This is a genomic window from Anaerostipes sp. 494a, from assembly GCF_001940315.1.
GTDB classification, from domain to species: domain Bacteria; phylum Bacillota; class Clostridia; order Lachnospirales; family Lachnospiraceae; genus Anaerostipes; species Anaerostipes faecalis.
This window is the reverse complement of record NZ_MJIF01000001.1, coordinates 2,392,985-2,411,583: the sequence shown is the minus strand read 5'-3', so window position 1 is coordinate 2,411,583 and position 18,599 is coordinate 2,392,985. Positions and strand designations below refer to the sequence as shown.

Below are 18,599 nucleotides of genomic sequence, written 5' to 3'. Positions count from 1 at the left end.
GAAGAAAGCAACAAATGAACTTTCTTCCTTTTTTCTTACCTGATTATTTGTAATAGAATCCTTTAAAATTATATTTCAGAACCCGATAAGAATATTTATCTGCTTCATATGTAAATGATCTGATTAATTTTCCATTTTTATCATATTCACCAAATGACTTACTCATACCACTGCTGAATGTAATATTCCCGCTTAAATGCTGAACACTGCTGACAATAGAAGAATACGGTAATGATATTTTCTGAACCAGCTGATAAGTTCCCTTTTTCTCATCTACCAGATATCTATAATAGTAAGAGGAATTACCTTTTGCATATTCCCCAACTCCTGGATATTTGCTCCAGTCAAAGTCCGGAATGGTTGCAGCATTTCCAAAATTATTGTTAAACATATATAAATAATACTGTCCTTCCGGCAATGAATCATCATATTCTACTGTAATAGTATGCTGTCCTGCCTGTCCTACAAAATTCCCTTTCTGTTTCAACAGATACTTCTCATAAGCAGTCCCGTCATATAATGTTCCACTATGAATGATATAACTGATTTTTGGATTTTCGTAAATATCCGAAACTTTAATCAAAGCACTTTGTTCTCGACTGCTGACAATGATTTGTCCATTATCCAGAATATCCATAGAATTCAGATGAAGCCAATCCAGCTCTGTTCCCCCGTAGGTATTCTTTCCACCTTCTCTTTGTACTGCATTTTCCCGCATTTCTTTTAAAAGGTCTTCAAAATCAATCAGTTTTTTCACTTGATTGGTTTTTAAATCTACAGAAATCAAAACATCTTCGATGGTATCCTTCTTTGTATCATTTACCAGACATAAAATTCGTCCGGAATTTTCATCATAACAAAAATCATGATGTAATTCATACTGTCCGAGATTAATAGTTTTTACAATTTTTCCGATACGATTCATCATGGCGATTTTATTTACATCATAGGAGTAAATCATTTTTCCATTCACAGTAAGAATTCGATCAGTACGATAACTATTCAATGGCATTTTCCCACGATTGATTCCATTATTATCATAAAAATAAATATTGGCCGCTTCCGTCTTATCATGTCCAAGAATAGCAAACAGACCATTGCTCATCTTTGTACTGGAACTTCCCTCTTTAACGTTGGTAATTGCTGGAATTTCAGAATCAGCTGCTGTTGTCACATAAAAATAAGTCTTTGCAATGGCACGATCCTCTCGATCATAAAAGTTCATGGTTATTTTGTTTTTGGCTCCTGCCACAAGACCTGTAATCTGATATTCATGCTGAAGAGTCAGATTATTTTTACTATCATTTTTTAAGGTTTGTGTGATTGTCTCTGCTCCATCAGCTTCAATGGTACATTTTACATAGGAATAACGATCTGATACTCCATAATAGTAAATTGATGTACTGTTGGTTCCATATGGATTACTGATAAGCAGAGGAGAAGATATCGTATAATCTTTCTTTTCTTTCTTCTCATCAATTTTCTTTTGTGCTTCTTTCTGATAATCTTCTGTAAAAATATCCTTTTCCTGATGAGTTATTTTTTCAACTGCTGTCTTAACTTTTTGAAGCTTCACATTGTTATAAAAATTTTCCTGAGCATACACTCTATACGCAAAATAACTGCAGATTCCTAAAACAATGATCAATATCGTAAGATAATACTTTTCCCGACCCCTCTTGCCTGTCTTGTTATTATCTGATATCGTTTCTTGCCTCATGGTTTCCTCCATTTTATAATTTTTTGTTTCGCAGATATTATAGCATGGAATCCGCATAAAATAAGGCTTTTCACAATGTCTCCACAAATGTTTCACAGTTTGGAAACATTTTACCAGAAAAACATTCCTTTAAAATTATATTTTAATACACGATAGGAATATTTATTTGCTTCGTAAGAAAAAGATTTAATTAATTTTCCATCTTTGTCATATTCTCCATACATCTTGCTCATACCACTGCTAAATGGAATGTTTCCATCTAAATGCTGTACACTGCTGACAATGGAAGAATATGGCAGGGCAAATTGCTGTTCAAGTTTATAGGTTCTATTCTTCTCATCCACCAAAAACTTGCTATAATAAGATGTCCCTTTTGTAAATTTCCCGACATTTGGATACAGACTCCAGTCAAAGGATGGTATTGATGTTGCCCTTCCAAAATAATTGTTGAACATATAAAGATAATATTGTCCTTCCGGCAATGAATCATCATGCTCTACCGTAATAGTATGCTGTCCTGCATTTGGAATTAGTGTTCCTTCTCTCTTCAGCTGATATTTTGCAATATCTGTTCCGTTATAAATGGTCCCTCTGTGAATAATATAGTCCAGTTCCGGCTTATCATAAATATTCTTGATTTTAATTAATGAACTGTGTTCACGACTGCTTAAAATCAGACTGTCATCATCAATCAGATCAAAAGAATTCAGATGAATCCAATCTAATTCTGTTCCCCCATAGGTATTTAACCCACCTTTTCTTTGTACGGCAAGACTCCGCATCAAAGGAAGTATTTCTTCACAATCAAATAATTTTGAGGTTTTTCCACTTTTTACATCTACAGATACAATTACATCTTCTATAGTATCTTTAGACTTGTCATTTACCAGGCAAAGAATTTTATTATGTTTCTTATCATACATGAAATCATGATGGAATTCATAATTGCCAATATCAATAGTTTTTGTTACTCTTCCAAGGCGGTTGGTAAATGCGATCTTATTAAAATCATAGGAATAAACCATCTCTTTTCCTATAAACAGAAAACGATCGGTGCGATATTTATTTAACGGCATTCTTCCTCTGCTAACCCCGTTATTATCATATAAATAAATATTGGATACATTCGCCTTATCATGTCCAAGAAGTGCAAATAATCCATCACTCATCTCCACCTTGCTCTCTCCTGTATTTTTACTTAAAACAGCAGGAATCACATCATCTTCAGGCATATTCACATAAAAATAGGTTTTTCCCACTGCACGTTTGTCCTCATTATAAAATTCCATGGTAATTTTATTTTTCTGACCTGGCACCAGACCAATAATCTCATATTCATGAGTTGTAACATATTTCTTTCCTGATGCCGTTTTCAGCTTATGACGATAAATACTTGCTCCTTCAGCTTCCACAGTACAGACTGCATAAGATGCTCGATTGGTTTTTGCATAATAATATAACGAAGTGGTATAAGTTCCATAGGCATTCTGTACCACCAGTGGTTTTGAAAAATTGTAATTCTTATCCTTCTTCCATTTTTCCAGCTGATTATCTGATTCCTTTTGATACTCTTCCGTAAAAATATCAGAAACTTCATGTTTTACAGTTTTAGGTGTTACCTTAATCTCCTTCTGCTTGACACTTTTAAAAAACTGTTCTTCTTTATAGTTATGATAGATATTTTTTACTACAAATCCCAAAATCAAACCTGCAATCAAAATAATAGAAACCATAATCTTTTTCTTATGATTCTCCCGTTCTACTATATCTTTTATGTGTGTCATAATTCCCTCCAAAAAATATTTTTGTAATATTATGTCATATTTTCTTAACATTCGCAACCTATATTTAACATTGTGTACATTCGCACGGAGCGTTTTTTATTACATAGAAAATTCAAAAGTATTTCCTATGTAATAAAAAAGGCCAATACCTTTATTAAAGTATTGACCCTTTTATCATTTTTAATTAGCAGATTATGCTCTCAATTCAATTCCTAAATTTTTCAGTTCCCCAAGAATCTTATCTACAATCTTGCTGACTTCTGCCTCTTCCAATGTTCTGTCTTTAGCACGGAATGTCAGAGAATATGCAACAGATTTATATCCTTCTTCAATCTGATTTCCTTCATATACATCGAATAATTCAAAGGATTCCAGAAGTTTTCCGCCTTTTTCTTTGAAGATTTTTTCAATCTGTCCTACAAAGATGTCTTTTCTCATTACCATACTTAAGTCACGTTTCATTGCAGGGAATTTTGCAACACCTTCATACTTACGATCAAATGTTGCTTTTTCTACAAGCACAGGCATATCGATCACTGCTACATAAACTTCACCTTTCATACTGTAATTGTCCATAACTTCCGGATGAATCTGTCCAATATAGGCAAGTTTTTCCCCTCCCAGCATTACATCTGCCTGTCTTCCAGGATGGAGAAATGGATGTTCTGTTGTTGGGAGATATTCTGTTGCTCCTTTCAATCCAAGAGCTTCCATCATATCTTCTAAAACACCTTTTAATGTAAAGAAATCACAGTCGCCATACATTCCGAGAGTCATTTGCATTCTTTCATCTGGAAGTTCTGTCAGCGGAAGTTCTTTTGGAATATAAATATTTCCAAATTCATATAATCTTACATTAGTATTTCTATGTGCAAGGTTTGTTGCAAGAGATGTCAGCATTCCATTTAAAGAAATGGTCCTCATAATACTGAAATCTTCACCAAGCGGATTGGAGATTTCAATTGCCTGACGTTCTTTTGCATCTTCTGCCAATAACAGTTTATCAAATACTTTCGGACTTTCAAATGAATATGTCATTCCTCCACTGAAACCATTACGCTCTGCCACATCACGACATACATCTTCCACACGGATTTTAAATGGCTTCTTACCTGCAGTTGCCTCACCTCTTGGAAGCGTTACCGGAATATTATCATATCCAAAGAATCTTGCAACTTCTTCTGCAAGATCAGCCATACATCCAAGATCCTGACGGAATGATGGAATCAGAAGTTCATTGGCAGCTTCATCATATTTTAGTTCCAGACGGTTAAAATATTCTAAAACTTCTTCTTTTGAAACATTCGTTCCAAGAAGTGCATTCATCTTATCAACTTCAAGAGGCAGACGAACCTGTTCTTTTGGGTTTGGATATACGTCCACTGCTCCACCTACAACTTCTCCAGCTCCAAGTTCTTCAATCAGCTGACATGCACGATCCATGGCTGCCATTGCATTTTCCGGATCCAATCCCTTTTCAAATTTACCAGAAGCATCTGTTCTTAATCCAATCTTCTTGGAAGAAAGACGGATATTTGTTCCATCAAAACATGCCGCTTCAAATAATAAAGTCTGGATGTTATCTGTTACCATAGAATTTTCTCCACCCATGATACCTGCAATACCGATTTCCTTTTCCCCATCACAGATCATCAGAACAGAATCATCCATTGTACGTTCTTCCCCATCTAATGTAACAAACTTATCACCTTTTTTTGCACGACGAACAATGATTTCCTTATTAGCGATGGTTTCCAGATCGTACGCATGCATTGGCTGTCCATATTCTTCCATAACGTAATTTGTAATATCCACCAGATTATTAATTGGTCGAATTCCCATTGCTGATAAACGTCTCTGCATCCATTCTGGTGAAGGAGCCAGCTTAATGTTTTTCACAACCCTTGCTGTATATCTTGGACAAAGATCCTGATCTTCTACAGTTACTTTAATATAATCATTTACATCTTCATCATTTCCGGTTTTGGTTACTACAGGAGGATAAAAATCCTTACGGAATGTTGCAGCTGCTTCTCTTGCCATTCCAATCATACTAAAGCAGTCTACACGATTGGAAGTAATCTCAAATTCTACTACCGCGTCACGAAGTCCCAGTGCTTCTACCGCATCATCTCCTGGTTTCACATCTTTCTGGAAAATATAAATTCCATATTCAGGAGCTTCCGGATACATATCTCTATTGCTTCCAAGTTCTTCGATGGAACACATCATACCACAGGATTCAATTCCACGAAGTTTTCCCTTTTTAATCTTAATCCCATTTTCAGGATTTTTCCCACCGTCATGACCACCGGCAACTCTTCCTCCGTCTAAGACAACAGGAACCAGGTCACCTTCTGATACATTTGGGGCTCCTGTAACGATCTGAACTGTTTCTGTTCCAACATCCACCTGACAGATAATCAGTTTATCCGCATCCGGATGCTTTTCAATTTTCAATATTTTACCAACAACAATTTTCTCTAAATTTTTATCTAAATATGTGATGCTCTCCATATTAGAACCAGATAATGTCATTTTATCTGCATATTCCTGTGGAGTACATTCCAAATCAGGCACATATGCCTTAATCCATGAAATAGGTGTATCCATTTTTCTTAATCTCCTTTTCTAGAACTGACTTAAAAATCTCTTATCATTTTCATATAATAAACGCATATCATCGATTTCGTATTTTAACAGTGCAACTCGTTCTAATCCGATTCCAAATGCAAATCCTGAGTATACTTCTGGATCGATTCCACACATTTTTAATACATTTGGATGTACCATTCCACATCCAAGGATTTCAATCCATCCGCTTCCCTTACACATACGGCATCCTTTTCCGCCACATTTAAAGCATGTTACATCTACCTCAGCACTTGGCTCTGTAAATGGAAAATGATGCGGTCTGAATTTAACTTTTGTATCCGGACCAAAGAACTCTTTTGCAAACTGCTCTAAAGTTCCTTTTAAATCAGCAAATGTAATGCCTTTATCTACGACCAATCCTTCTACCTGATGGAATGATGGAGAATGAGTTGCATCAACTTCATCAGAACGGAATACTCTTCCAGGTGCAATCATACGAATTGGCATCTGCCCAGTTTCCATAATACGAGCCTGAACAGGTGATGTCTGTGTTCTCAAAAGAATATCTTTATTAATATAGAAGGTATCCTGTTCATCTTTCGCAGGATGATTTTCAGGAATATTCAGCATCTCAAAATTGTATTTATCATATTCTACTTCAGGTCCTTCTACTACTTCATAACCCATACCAATAAATACACGTTCAAGATCTTCCAATGCAATCTGGTTTGGATGACGATGTCCTTTTTCATGTGTCTTTCCTGGAAGTGTTACATCAATGACCTCTTTTTTCATCTTTTCTTCACGAATTTTTTTCTTCAATAAAGTCATTTCTTTTTCCAGTGCTTCTTCGATGACAGTTCTGGTATCATTGACCATCTGTCCAATAATTGGACGCTCTTCTTTGGCAACATCTTTCATTCCTTTTAATACCTGAGTCAGTTCACCTTTTTTACCAAGCACAGAAACACGGATATCGTTTAATGCATCCATAGCATCTGCCTGTTCGATTTTTTCCAAGGCTGCTTTCTTAATTGCCTCTAATCTCTCTTTCATTGCTTTTCTCCTTTATATTATTGTATTTATATTCGGACGAATTCCTTTTTTGAGTAAAAACAAAGCGGCTAAATCCGCTTTAGCATAACAAGGTCTCTCCTATTGAAAAAAGAACAACGCGGACAAGTCCGCTATCAACTCCCTGTATCCCTCAATCATGAGGGACTTGCTCCGCTTTGCGTGCCGATGTGCAGCAGTTTTAACTGCTTTCCTTTGCACATCGTGCACATCCACGCGGAGCGTTTTTTATTACATAGGAAATTCAAAAGAATTTCCTATGTAATGAAAAAGAACCCGTCCACAAAGGGACGAGTCCTTGTATTTACTCGCGGTACCACCCTAATTCCTATGATAAACCATTTTTACCATAAGCACTTAGTTTCTGCATAACGGGCAGCTTCCGTTATCTCCTACTGATGAAACTTATCACGTTCAAAGATACAGCTACGGTGTGAAATTCGGAAGATTTCTCTTCTTACTGTGCACCATCAATGCCTTTAACATTCCTTATTCTATACACAAGCTAATAAAAAGTCAACATAAAATATCATTTTTAATAGCTATATTATCCTTTTTTCTTACACTTCCTGCCGGTATCTGTGCCAGAATAATAGCAACAAACATCAGCAAACACCCAAACATTTCCCTGCCGCTCAGCTTCTGATGAAGAATGAGAAATCCTGCAATAACCGATGTTACAGATTCCAGGCTCAAAATTAAAGATGCCACCGTCGGATTCATTCCTTTTTGTCCAACAATCTGCAAAGTATATCCTACCCCACAGGATAAAACTCCTGCATATAAAAGAGGCTTCCATGCCGCCACCAACGCCCCTATGGAAGGATGTTCAAATATCATCATCGGAACTGCACAAACAATTCCGCAGACAATAAACTGGATACAGGACATTTTTACTCCATCGACAAACTGGATAAAATAATCAATAACCAGAATGTGCAAAGAAAACATTATGGCACAAATAAACACATAAATATCTCCCTGTCCAATGGAAAACGATTCTGTTATACATAAAAAGTAAAGTCCCGCCAGTGCTATAACAACACCCAGCCATACAAATGGACCGCATTTTTTCTTTAGAAACAGCCCCAGGATTGGCACAATGATAATATAAAATGCCGTGATAAACCCTGCTTTCCCAACGGTTGTATGTAAAATTCCAAACTGCTGAAAAGAACTTCCTGCTGCCAGAGCAATTCCACAGGAAACACCTCCCAAAATCAGCATTTTTCTGTTTTCCGGTTTTGATATACCTGCCGTATCTCTTTCCTGCTTTTCCAGAAATCCGATACACGGTATCAGCACAAGGCCTCCAATAAAGCATCGTATACTGTTAAATGTAAATGGACCTACATAATTCATTCCAACACTTTGTGCCACAAAGGCATTCCCCCATATAACAGCTGTCAGTAATAGCAAAAAAGAATTTCTAATCTGTTGTTTTTTCATATAAAATAACCTGCCTCTTTTTTATATTTTCTAATTTTACTATAGTATATATAAGACTGCAAGCTTTCTATATCAACACTTTAACTGTTATTTATTCAAGGTCAGAATCTGTTGTCCTGACTTCTGCAAGCCTGTATTATTAATCGTTACACTTGTATAATCATTACTATTGCTTACTACCACCGGTGTTGTTAATAAATAACCAGCTTCATGAATAGCATTCAAATCAAATTCAGAAACCAAGTCTCCCACTTTTACTTTCATTCCAGGCTCAACCATAACATGAAAATATTTTCCACCAAGTTTTACAGTATCAAGTCCTATGTGAACTAGGACTTCCGCTCCGCCTTCTGAAACAAATCCAATGGCATGCTTTGTGTTAAAAACTGCACTCACAGTACCGTTTACCGGTGAAAAAACTTTCCCATCGTGAGGAATAACAGCAAATCCTTCTCCCAGCATCCTACCTGAAAACACCATGTCTTCTACCTGCTCAAGTTCAATAACCTGACCATTTACCGGCATATATACCTGTTCCGTCTCGACTTTCGGTTCCGCTATGTGTAAGGAATCATCTTCTGGAACACAAACTTCCTCTGTATGTGAAAAATCACAGGAAAGATAGGCTTCCAGATTTGATTTTATAACCGTAACAAGAGGTCCATATATTATCTGAACTCCATCGCCTTTTTTAAGAACTCCCTGGGAACCACTCTGCTTTAAAAGACTATCCTGTACAAGACTGGCATCTTTTACCGTACATCGCAGCCTTGTAACACAACAGTCGATATCTTTAATATTATTCTTTCCGCCAAGTCCTTCTGCAATCAGTGCAGAAATTTCACTTCCATCTGTATCACTAATTCCAGCATTTCGCTCTTTCATATCAGATCTGGTAAATAATTTGATTTCTTTTTCCTCCACATCACGTCCCGGAGTCTTCCAATCAAATTTTTTAATTAAAAATCCAAATACAAAATAATACACAATAAAATATACAACACCTACAGGAACAAACATAAACCAGTTGGTTTTTTCCTGTCCCTGGAGAATTCCGAACAAAAACATGTCAATGATTCCACCGGAAAATGTCATTCCTACACAGACTTTTAAAATATGCATAAGCATATACGCAGCACCTGCAAAAATACAATGAATAACATAAAGCCCCGGAGCCACAAATAAAAAGGTAAACTCCAGTGGTTCTGTAATCCCTGTCAGCATAGAAGTTAATGCTGCAGAAACCATCAAACCGCCAACTATTTTTTTCTTTTCAGGTCTTGCACATCGGTACATTGCAAAAGCCGCTCCAGGAAGACCAAAAATCATCAACGGAAACTTACCTGTCATAAACCTTGTTGCCTCAACTGCAAAATGTTTTGTTGATGAATCTGCAAGCTGGGCAAAGAAAATATTCTGAGCACCTTCTACAGTCCTTCCTGCAATTTCCATAGTTCCTCCCAGAGAAGTCTGCCAGAAGGGCAGATAAAACACATGATGTAATCCAAAAGGAATTAATGCCCGTTCCATAATTCCATATATAAATGTCCCAAAATATCCCGACGCTTTAACCACATTTCCCATTGTATACATAGAATTTTGTATAGGCGGCCATATATAAAACATGATAATTCCAATAAATACATATACCACCGTGCATATGATAGGAACAAATCTGGTCCCTCCAAAAAAAGACAAAACATCCGGCAATTTAATCTTATAAAACCTGTTATGTAATGCCGCAACTCCAAGTCCAACAATAATTCCTCCAAATACTCCCATTTGAAGAGATGTAATTCCCAGCACAGAATCTGTTGCACCTTGAGGCAAGGCTTCCGCACCTCCATGAATTGCTATCATAGTAGAAACAGCTGTATGCATGGTAAAAAAAGCAATAGCTCCAGATAATGCTGCCACCTCTTTTTCTGCTCTTGCCATTCCTATTGCAACACCGATAGCAAAAATAAGCGGTAAATTATTAAATACTACATTTCCACAGTCACCACAGACTCTCAAAACAGCATAAAGAGCTGTCCCTGGTCCCATAATCTTCATCAGACCATAAGTCCGGAGCATTGTTTCATTTGTAAACGATTGACCAATCCCAAGCAAAATACCTGCCACCGGCAAAATAGCTATGGGTAGCATAAAAGAACGTCCTACCCTTTGAAAAATACCAAAAACCTTATCTTTCATAAGCACTTCCTTAAAGTGTTGCAATCATAATATCCATTGTACCATCAAAAACTGTTTCTTTCTGATCAGAACAAATCACAAAATGATCTCCTTTCTTGACTTTCACTTCGTTCAGTGTTCCCTCTCCATTAATGATGCTCACCATCTGAAAAGGTACATCATTGACAATTACATTTTTCCCATTCATTTTATAAGAATCAACTTTAAAAAATTCGCTTTCTACATATCTGGTTTTTGTTCCATGTTCCAGCTGGGTTTCTGCAAAATTTTTGTTCTGATTAATATCTGCCGGCACATTTGTTACATCAATAGACTGTTTGACATGCAACTGTCTTTCATTTCCTTCTGCATCTTTCCTATGATAATCATATACACGATATGTAATATCAGAGGATTGCTGTGCTTCATAAATCAAAGAACCACTACAGATTGCATGTAATGTTCCTGAAGGAATGTAAAAGAAATCTCCCTCTTTAATTGCAAAAGAATTCAAAAGATTTTCATAATCATCTTTTTCGATTGCTTTTACAAATTCATCCTTTGTTTTTGCATGATGTCCCATAACCATTTTGGTACCTTCATCTGCCTGCAATACATACCAGCATTCTGTTTTTCCAAGAGAATCTTCATGCTCTTTGGCATAGACATCATCTGGATGCACCTGAACAGATAAATCATTTTTTGCATCAATAATCTTTACCAGAAGCGGAAATTGATCCCCTTCAATATTTCCAAATAACTCTCTGTGATTTTCAAATAACCAGGATAATGTCTTTCCTTCAAATTCGCCATCTCCAATTACACAGTCTCCGTTCTTATGTGCTGAAATTGCCCAGCATTCTCCTGTATGATCACTTGGAATATCATATCCATAAACATCTTTTAGCTTATGTCCTCCCCAGATCATTTCTTTAAATACCGGTTTCATTTTTAATACATGTCCCATAATGATTTACTCTCCTATCCTCTTTTCAGCAAACGATCTGTTTTCATTTTAATATTTCTCCTTAATACCTGAAAGAAACTTAAAGAACGAAGCATACGTTCTGATGGAATATACTGATTTACAGCTCTTAATACCTTTTTTGGCTCTTTTGCTGAGAACGAAAACGTTCCATTACGTTTTGTCTGAATTCCAAACCTCGGAATTTTCTTTCCTTTGAACATGACAGATGCAACAACGATGTCCACTTCTTCCCATGGAATCTGTATATAATCATTTACATTCCTGTCATTATAGAATTCAAATCCTTTATCTCCTACCATGATTTTTCCATATGTGGTAAGACCGTGATATGATGTCGCTTTTGCAACTAGATCAACTTTTGAATTTAATGATTGCGGCATAATATTCCCCTTTCCAATTCTTTTTTTACCTGTCGGGCTTCTTGTATCATAGAAGATTATATCAGATTTTCTATGATACAAAAAGCCCGGAATACTCCGGGCTTTGATTTTCAATATGATTACATTAATCCAATCAAATGTGCAACAATACCTACAATAAATAAGGCAACAATGATAACGATTGGAGAAACATTTTTCTTCAATAACCAGCAGCATAATAATGTTAATAACAGTCCTGCAAATCCTGGAATCAGAGAATTCAGGTTATCCTGCAAAGTTGTAACTTTTTCAGGTGTTAAAGATAAACCTGATGCATACTGTGAAAGTGCCTGCTGAATACCTGCTGCTCCATCTGGGAGAGCTTTCCAGTCAATATATGCACCTTCGCTTAATGTTACTTTTGATACAACCGGAGTAAATGAAATACTTACCCATCGATCAACCAGTCCACCTAATACAAACATACCAAGGATAGATGCACCTTTTGTAATCTTCTGTAACAATCCTCCAGAAAGGTCTTCTGTAATCTTTGTTCCAACTTTGTAACCAAATTCCTGTGTATACCACATAAATGCCCAACGAATGACATTCCATAATACGAAGAACAGGATTGGTCCAAGAATACTTCCACCCATTGCAAGAGATGCACCAAGAGCACCTAAAATAGGTCTTACAGTAAACCAGAATACTGGATCACCAACACCAGCTAAAGGTCCCATCATACCAACCTTAACACCCTGAATAGCTGCATCATCAACCGGAGCACCATTTGCACGATCTTCTTCCAAAGCTAATGTTACACCAATAACCGGAGAAGCCACATATGGATGTGTATTAAAGAATTCCAGATGACGCTTTAATGCTGCGGATTGTTCTTCTTTTGTATTGTATAATTTCTTAATAGCCGGAATCATTGCGAAACACCAGCCACCATTCTGCATACGTTCATAGTTCCATGAACCCTGAAGGAAAGTAGAACGTATTGCTACGGATAAACGATCTTTTTTACTTAATGTAACTTTTTCTGCCATTTTTCTTACCTCCTTCAATTTTAATAATCATTCAGAATATCGCCTAATGGATCGCCTGTATTGCTTCCTCCGCCATTTGAAGATCCACCCTTTTCAGAAAGTGTCAGGTAAATCAGGGCAAAAGATACACCGATAACTCCAAGAGCAATCAGAGTTAAATCTGAAATTGCTGCTATACAGAAACCAATTGCGAAGAATGGCCATACTTCTTTTGTAGCCATCATGTTAATAACCATTGCATAACCAACAGCTACAACCATTCCACCACCAATAGCCATACCTTCTGTCAACCATGCAGGCATGGAATTTAAGAATCCTGCTACTGCATTAGATGGGATAACCAATAAGCATGCTGCAGGAATTGCAATACGAAGTCCCTGCATGCAGATAGCTGCGATCTGCCATAACTCAACTGCTTTAAAATTACCTTTTTCTGCAGCAGCGTCCATGAAATGAACCATAGGTACTGCAAGAGTACGACAAATCATTGTTAAGAATAAACCTGCTACTGCCAAAGGAATTGCTACAGCAATAGCTGTACCTACACCTTTTACTCCCTGTCCACCAAGAACAAGAATAATTGCTGATGCAACTGAAGCTAATGCAGCATCAGGTGCAACGGCTGCACCGATATTTGCCCATCCTAATGCCATCATCTGAAGTGTGCCACCCAGAATAATACCAGCTTCTAACTGACCAGTTACTAATCCAATTAATGTACATGCTACCAGTGGCTGATGGAACTGGAATTCATCCAGGATACCTTCCATACCAGCCAGAAAAGCAACAATAATTACTAATATCATTGAAACAACTGACATTGTGAATACCTCCTATTTATATTTTCATTATTAACCTAATTCAGCTTTTGCTTTTTTCAAAAGTTCATCCATATTCTCTTTAGAATCAGCTGGAACTTTACGAACATCAAATGTAACACCAAGTTTTTTCAGTTTTTCAAAAGTTTCCACATCTTCTTTTCCAAGGGACAATACCTTATTAACTGCAACTTTTCCAGTTGTATGAGCCATAGATCCAACGTTGATCTCTTTAATATCAACTCCACCTTCAATTGCTCTAAGAGCATCCTGAGGTGTTTCAAAAAGCAACAATGCTTTTGTTGCACCAAAACGTGGGTCTTTTGCAACTTCACACATTTTCTTAACCGGAACTACATGAGCCTTAACACCCGGAGGCGCTGCCTCTATAATCAGACTCTTACGAAGATCATCATGTGCAACTGAATCAGAAACTGCAATGATACGATCTGGCTGTGTTGTTTTTGTCCAGTTTGTGGCTACCTGTCCATGTAACAGACGAGAATCGATACGAGCAAGAACATATTTAATATGTCCATCTCCTAATACTGTTCCTTCTGGAATAGCACCTGTTGGCTGTGCTGATGCTTCTGTTGCAGCTTCTGGTGCAGCAGGTTCCAATTCCTTAGGATAGATTCTAACACCTTCTCTTCCGCTTCCAGCAATCTGTGTAGCGATTTCATGAGCTGACTCCATAGTCATTCGTGATGCATATGCGTCAACCAGCATCGGCAAGTTCAAGCCGGCAACAATTGCCCACTTATCTTCATGCCCTGCAATCAATCCATTTGACTGGTTGAATGGAGTTCCTCCCCAAAGATCAACCATAATCAAGATTTCATCTTGACTATCAAAAGAAGCGATTGCATCTTCCATTTTCTTACGAAGATCGTCTGGGCCTTCACTTGGCTGTAATGTAACAGCTGCAACATTTGGCTGATCTCCGAAAAGCATGGATCCTGACTGCATAATTCCAGCAGCGAAATCACCATGGGTAGCAAGAACAATTCCTACCATTTTTACATTCCTCCCTTTCTTTTATTTGAATTTATATTCTTTATAAGAAAAAATATCTTATAACAGCAAAAAAACCTGCTTCAAATAAACCAGTCCTCCTCAAAGTTTCCAGAATCTGCAATAATTCCGCAAAAATCCAGAATCCCTTTAAGCGACCTCTTATTTGAACCAAGTTTAGCCTGCATTACCAGTAACAATCTTGATCATTACTTTATATGAACTTTTATTTTGTAGTAACCCTTTTTATATGAACAGTAAGATACATCATTTCTTCATCTGTTATATCATGATTACATGTTTCCTTTATATATACTCTGATTTTTTCTACACAATCCAGACATTCCCGGTATTTGTTCCGGATAATCTCCTGAAATTCCGTATCATTGCTTTCCACTTCTTTTCCAGCAAAAACACGCTGTGCGAAAAACTTCAAATGAGTAATGAATCTTTCATAAAAGACAGATTCTTTATCAAGCTGATCAGGGAAACAATCTTCTACGATTTTCAATATATGATTTACAAGTTTGGTCATGGAAACCATCCTTGTCATATCCAGATCAAGCTCTGCATTTACAATATGAAGAGCAATAAATGCTGCTTCATCTTGTGGAAGAGTAACTTTAAGCTTTCTTTCAATCATAGCAATTGCAACTTTTCCTATCAGATACTCCTGATAATAAAACTTCTTAATTTCCCACATAAACGGATTCTGAAACGGAACCCCCATCTCAACTCTCTCAATAGCAAAATTAATATGATCTGTCAGAGAAATATATATATTATCATTGATATTCTTCTGCAAAGTATCTTTTGCATATTGAATAATCTCATTACATATTTCCAATCTCTCAATAGGAATATCTGCAACCATCTGCTGAAAACGATGGGTCATTTCATGATCCTTCATGATATAAGTTTTTTCAATCTTCTTTGAATCAATTATATCACCTTTATGGGCATTGAATCCCAAACCTCTTCCCATCAATACAACTTCTCGATGACTGTTATCTTTGGAAATTACAATATTATTGTTTATAATTTTTGTAATTTGCACAGTTCTACCTCTTATCATTATTCCAAAGGATTGTTCTAATACAGGGCAAAAAAATAAACCACCCCTATAGAATTCTTCCTTTGTGAAATCTAATAAGTTGGTTTAGCCTGCATCACCAGTAACAATCCATCTCGTTTACTCTTTTAACTTGTTTTTATTTTAACAAGTTTATCCCTGTGTGTCAACTCTTTTTTTAGAAACAATTTATAATTTTTTAATATTTTAGAATACTTTTTTCTACATTTCACACAACTTGTATATTTCTCATAACTATGATACTATAAGTTGATAATTAATAAAATCTCCATTTATGAGGTATATATCATGTTAAAATTGATTTCAATGATTGGATCTATTATTGAAAAAGCCCAGAAAGATCATATTACAGCTTTCTCTGCACAGGCGGCCTTTTTCACAGTCCTTTCATTTTTTCCATTTATTATTGTTCTTTTGAGTTTGATGCGATTTTTTCCAATTACCCCGCAGGATATGATTCAACTGGCAAAAACGTATCTGCCTGTACAATATAGCGGAGCTTTAATTCCGATCATCAGATCACTTAACGGGAAACTGACAACCACATATATGTCTTTTACTATCCTGACATTACTGTGGTCCGCATCCAAAGGAATCTTATCTATGATGACAGGATTAAATACCATCCATGAAATCGAAGAAAAAAGAAACTATTTTGTGCTTCGATTTATATCCAGTATCTACATTGGTTTAGTAGCTATTGCTGTGGTCATTGGCATGGTTTTTCTTTTATTTGGAAATTCACTGCTGATTCAGTTATATAAATTTCAGCCGATTTTGGAAAACCAGCATGTAATATTTGCTCTGATTCGATTTTTCTTGGCATTTTTTACCTTTTTAATCGTATTTATCGTTATGTTTAAATTTCTGCCAAGTGATACTTTTAGGATAAAACACATATTTCCAGGAGCTTTCCTTACTTCCCTTGGCTGGATCATATTATCATTCTTTTTTTCAATTTATTTTGATAATTTTACAATGTTTAACATTATGTATGGAGGACTAACCAGTATCTTAATGACATTAATGTGGTTATACTTGTGTATGATGATTCTTTTTATCGGTGCAGAAATAAACTTCTATTTCATGCAGCAACGTGCAAAAAAAGGTCTGAAGGATTAATTCTTCAGACCTTTTAAATTATCACAGATTATAAAATAAAATGTTTCGGTACACCGTTTTCATATGGAATATTTACTTCTCCATGAATCAATGGTTTCAGATACTCTATCAGCTCCTCTTTAATATCTTTTCCATCTTCTGTAATCCATTCCTCTGGAACAGTCTTTTCAAAATTGGCTATTTTAGACAGATCAGCTAATTTTATTTTTACCTGATATGGATCATTGGATACTCTTTCAATAGCTGACATTTTTCCGCTTTCACCACGAATTGCACTGATTGCTGCATAAGCTCCCAGATTTCTTGATTCAATAATATCTGTTTCACTTAGCATATATCCTGCACATCTCTGAAGAATATTCAGTTCCACTGAACGAACCTTACATCCGATTTTTTCTCCCACCAGACCTTCCAGGTACTTTCCGATTCCTGAAAGATATTTATGACCAAATGCATCCTCTTTTCCTGATTTGGTTTCTTCTCCTACATAATTTCCAGAAGCATCTTTGACTCCTTCACTGACTGCAACAATAACATTTTGATCCACTTCCAAGGCTTTATTTACATCATCAATAAATCTTTCTTCATCAAAAACCTTTTCACAAAGGTATATCAGCTGAGGAACCCGTCTTTTTCCATTTCTTGCCAATGCAGCACTGGCAGTAAGCCATCCTGCATTTCTTCCCATGACCTCCACAATGGTAACTGAAGGAACATCATATACAAAACAATCACAGGCAATCTCTGTAAATGCAGTTGCAATAAATTTAGCAGCGGATCCAAATCCCGGAGAATGATCTGTTTCCCCAAGATCGTTATCTATGGTTTTTGGTGCTCCCATAATTTTAATGTCTTCAATCCCGTGCTCTTTACAATAAACTGAAAGTTTATAAACTGTATCCATGGAATCATTTCCACCGGTATAAACAAAATACCCGATATTATTTTTTCTTAAAATTCGAATAATCTCTTCAAATTCTTTTACATTTTTCTTTGGATCTTCTAATTTCCAGCGGCAGGAACCAAGTGCAGCAGCTGGTGTGATAGCAAGAAGATCCCTCTTTTCCTTACTGGCACACACTTTATCCAGCATTACAAGATTTTCATTTAATACTCCCTTTATTCCATTCAGTGCTCCATAAACATGTTCAATTTGATCACTTTCAATACCTGCATCAATAACCCCGGTAATCGTAGCATTAATTGCCGCAGAAGGGCCTCCGGACTGTGCAACCAAAATATTTTTCATGTATTTCCTCCTTCAAAAATTACTTTTCAATATTGTTTGTGTTTTATTATACACTATTTTATTCTTTTTTTTAAATAATTTAGTCTAATATTGCTCAATGACTTTTA

The 18,599-nt window shown here is 36.2% G+C and carries 14 protein-coding genes and 1 other annotated feature; of the genes, 1 reads left to right on the top strand and 13 read right to left on the bottom strand.

The window, feature by feature from the left end:
• Positions 1–43: 43 nt before the first annotated feature.
• The 12 genes from BHF70_RS12035 to licT all read right to left on the bottom strand — a co-directional run bounded on the left by BHF70_RS12035 (position 44) and on the right by licT (position 16,085).
• Positions 44–1,720 carry an aryl-sulfate sulfotransferase gene (locus BHF70_RS12035; protein WP_075760613.1) on the bottom strand — a complete coding sequence of 559 codons (1,677 nt, stop codon included), beginning with the start codon at positions 1,718–1,720 and terminating at the stop codon, positions 44–46.
• Between the two features lie 110 nt (positions 1,721–1,830).
• Positions 1,831–3,504, bottom strand: coding sequence for an aryl-sulfate sulfotransferase (locus tag BHF70_RS12030; protein ID WP_083638445.1), 1,674 nt, complete (start codon positions 3,502–3,504; stop codon positions 1,831–1,833).
• A 192-nt stretch (positions 3,505–3,696) separates the two neighbouring features.
• A complete protein-coding gene (pheT, locus tag BHF70_RS12025; protein ID WP_075760444.1) occupies positions 3,697–6,117 on the bottom strand; it encodes a phenylalanine--tRNA ligase subunit beta in 2,421 nt (806 codons plus the stop codon).
• Positions 6,118–6,135: 18 nt separating this feature from the next.
• A complete protein-coding gene (gene pheS, locus BHF70_RS12020; RefSeq protein WP_075760443.1) occupies positions 6,136–7,155 on the bottom strand; it encodes a phenylalanine--tRNA ligase subunit alpha in 1,020 nt (339 codons plus the stop codon).
• Positions 7,156–7,456: 301 nt separating this feature from the next.
• Positions 7,457–7,656: a binding site (T-box leader), on the bottom strand.
• Between the two features lie 33 nt (positions 7,657–7,689).
• Positions 7,690–8,622 (bottom strand): DMT family transporter, encoded by a 933-nt coding sequence (locus BHF70_RS12015; RefSeq protein ID WP_075760442.1) that lies wholly within the window; start codon positions 8,620–8,622, stop codon positions 7,690–7,692.
• 87 nt (positions 8,623–8,709) lie between these two features.
• Positions 8,710–10,818, bottom strand: a complete 2,109-nt coding sequence (locus BHF70_RS12010) for a PTS transporter subunit IIABC (RefSeq protein ID WP_075760441.1) — start codon at positions 10,816–10,818, stop codon at positions 8,710–8,712.
• A 10-nt stretch (positions 10,819–10,828) separates the two neighbouring features.
• Positions 10,829–11,764: a type I phosphomannose isomerase catalytic subunit gene (locus tag BHF70_RS12005; protein ID WP_075760440.1), complete on the bottom strand. Its 936-nt coding sequence runs from the start codon at positions 11,762–11,764 to the stop codon at positions 10,829–10,831.
• Positions 11,765–11,778: 14 nt separating this feature from the next.
• Entirely contained in the window at positions 11,779–12,165 is a 387-nt protein-coding gene (locus tag BHF70_RS12000; protein WP_075760611.1) for a DUF956 family protein, read from the bottom strand.
• 119 nt (positions 12,166–12,284) lie between these two features.
• Positions 12,285–13,196 carry a PTS system mannose/fructose/sorbose family transporter subunit IID gene (locus BHF70_RS11995; protein ID WP_075760439.1) on the bottom strand — a complete coding sequence of 304 codons (912 nt, stop codon included), beginning with the start codon at positions 13,194–13,196 and terminating at the stop codon, positions 12,285–12,287.
• A 20-nt stretch (positions 13,197–13,216) separates the two neighbouring features.
• Positions 13,217–14,017 (bottom strand): PTS mannose/fructose/sorbose transporter subunit IIC, encoded by an 801-nt coding sequence (locus tag BHF70_RS11990; RefSeq protein ID WP_075760438.1) that lies wholly within the window; start codon positions 14,015–14,017, stop codon positions 13,217–13,219.
• Positions 14,018–14,047: 30 nt separating this feature from the next.
• Positions 14,048–15,031 (bottom strand): PTS sugar transporter subunit IIB, encoded by a 984-nt coding sequence (locus BHF70_RS11985; protein WP_075760437.1) that lies wholly within the window; start codon positions 15,029–15,031, stop codon positions 14,048–14,050.
• A gap of 223 nt (positions 15,032–15,254) precedes the next feature.
• On the bottom strand, positions 15,255–16,085 hold the full coding sequence (gene licT / locus BHF70_RS11980; RefSeq protein ID WP_075760436.1) for a BglG family transcription antiterminator LicT: 831 nt from the start codon (positions 16,083–16,085) through the stop codon (positions 15,255–15,257).
• Positions 16,086–16,409: 324 nt separating this feature from the next.
• On the opposite strand from licT, the gene BHF70_RS11975 reads away from it, so the two are divergent.
• The gene (locus tag BHF70_RS11975) at positions 16,410–17,243 is read left to right on the top strand and encodes a YihY/virulence factor BrkB family protein (RefSeq protein ID WP_075760435.1); all 834 of its coding nucleotides are present in this window, start codon (positions 16,410–16,412) and stop codon (positions 17,241–17,243) included.
• Between the two features lie 28 nt (positions 17,244–17,271).
• On the opposite strand, the gene BHF70_RS11970 is transcribed toward BHF70_RS11975, so the two are convergent.
• The gene (locus BHF70_RS11970) at positions 17,272–18,492 is read right to left on the bottom strand and encodes a 6-phosphofructokinase (protein ID WP_075760434.1); all 1,221 of its coding nucleotides are present in this window, start codon (positions 18,490–18,492) and stop codon (positions 17,272–17,274) included.
• Between the last annotated feature and the right edge of the window lie 107 nt (positions 18,493–18,599).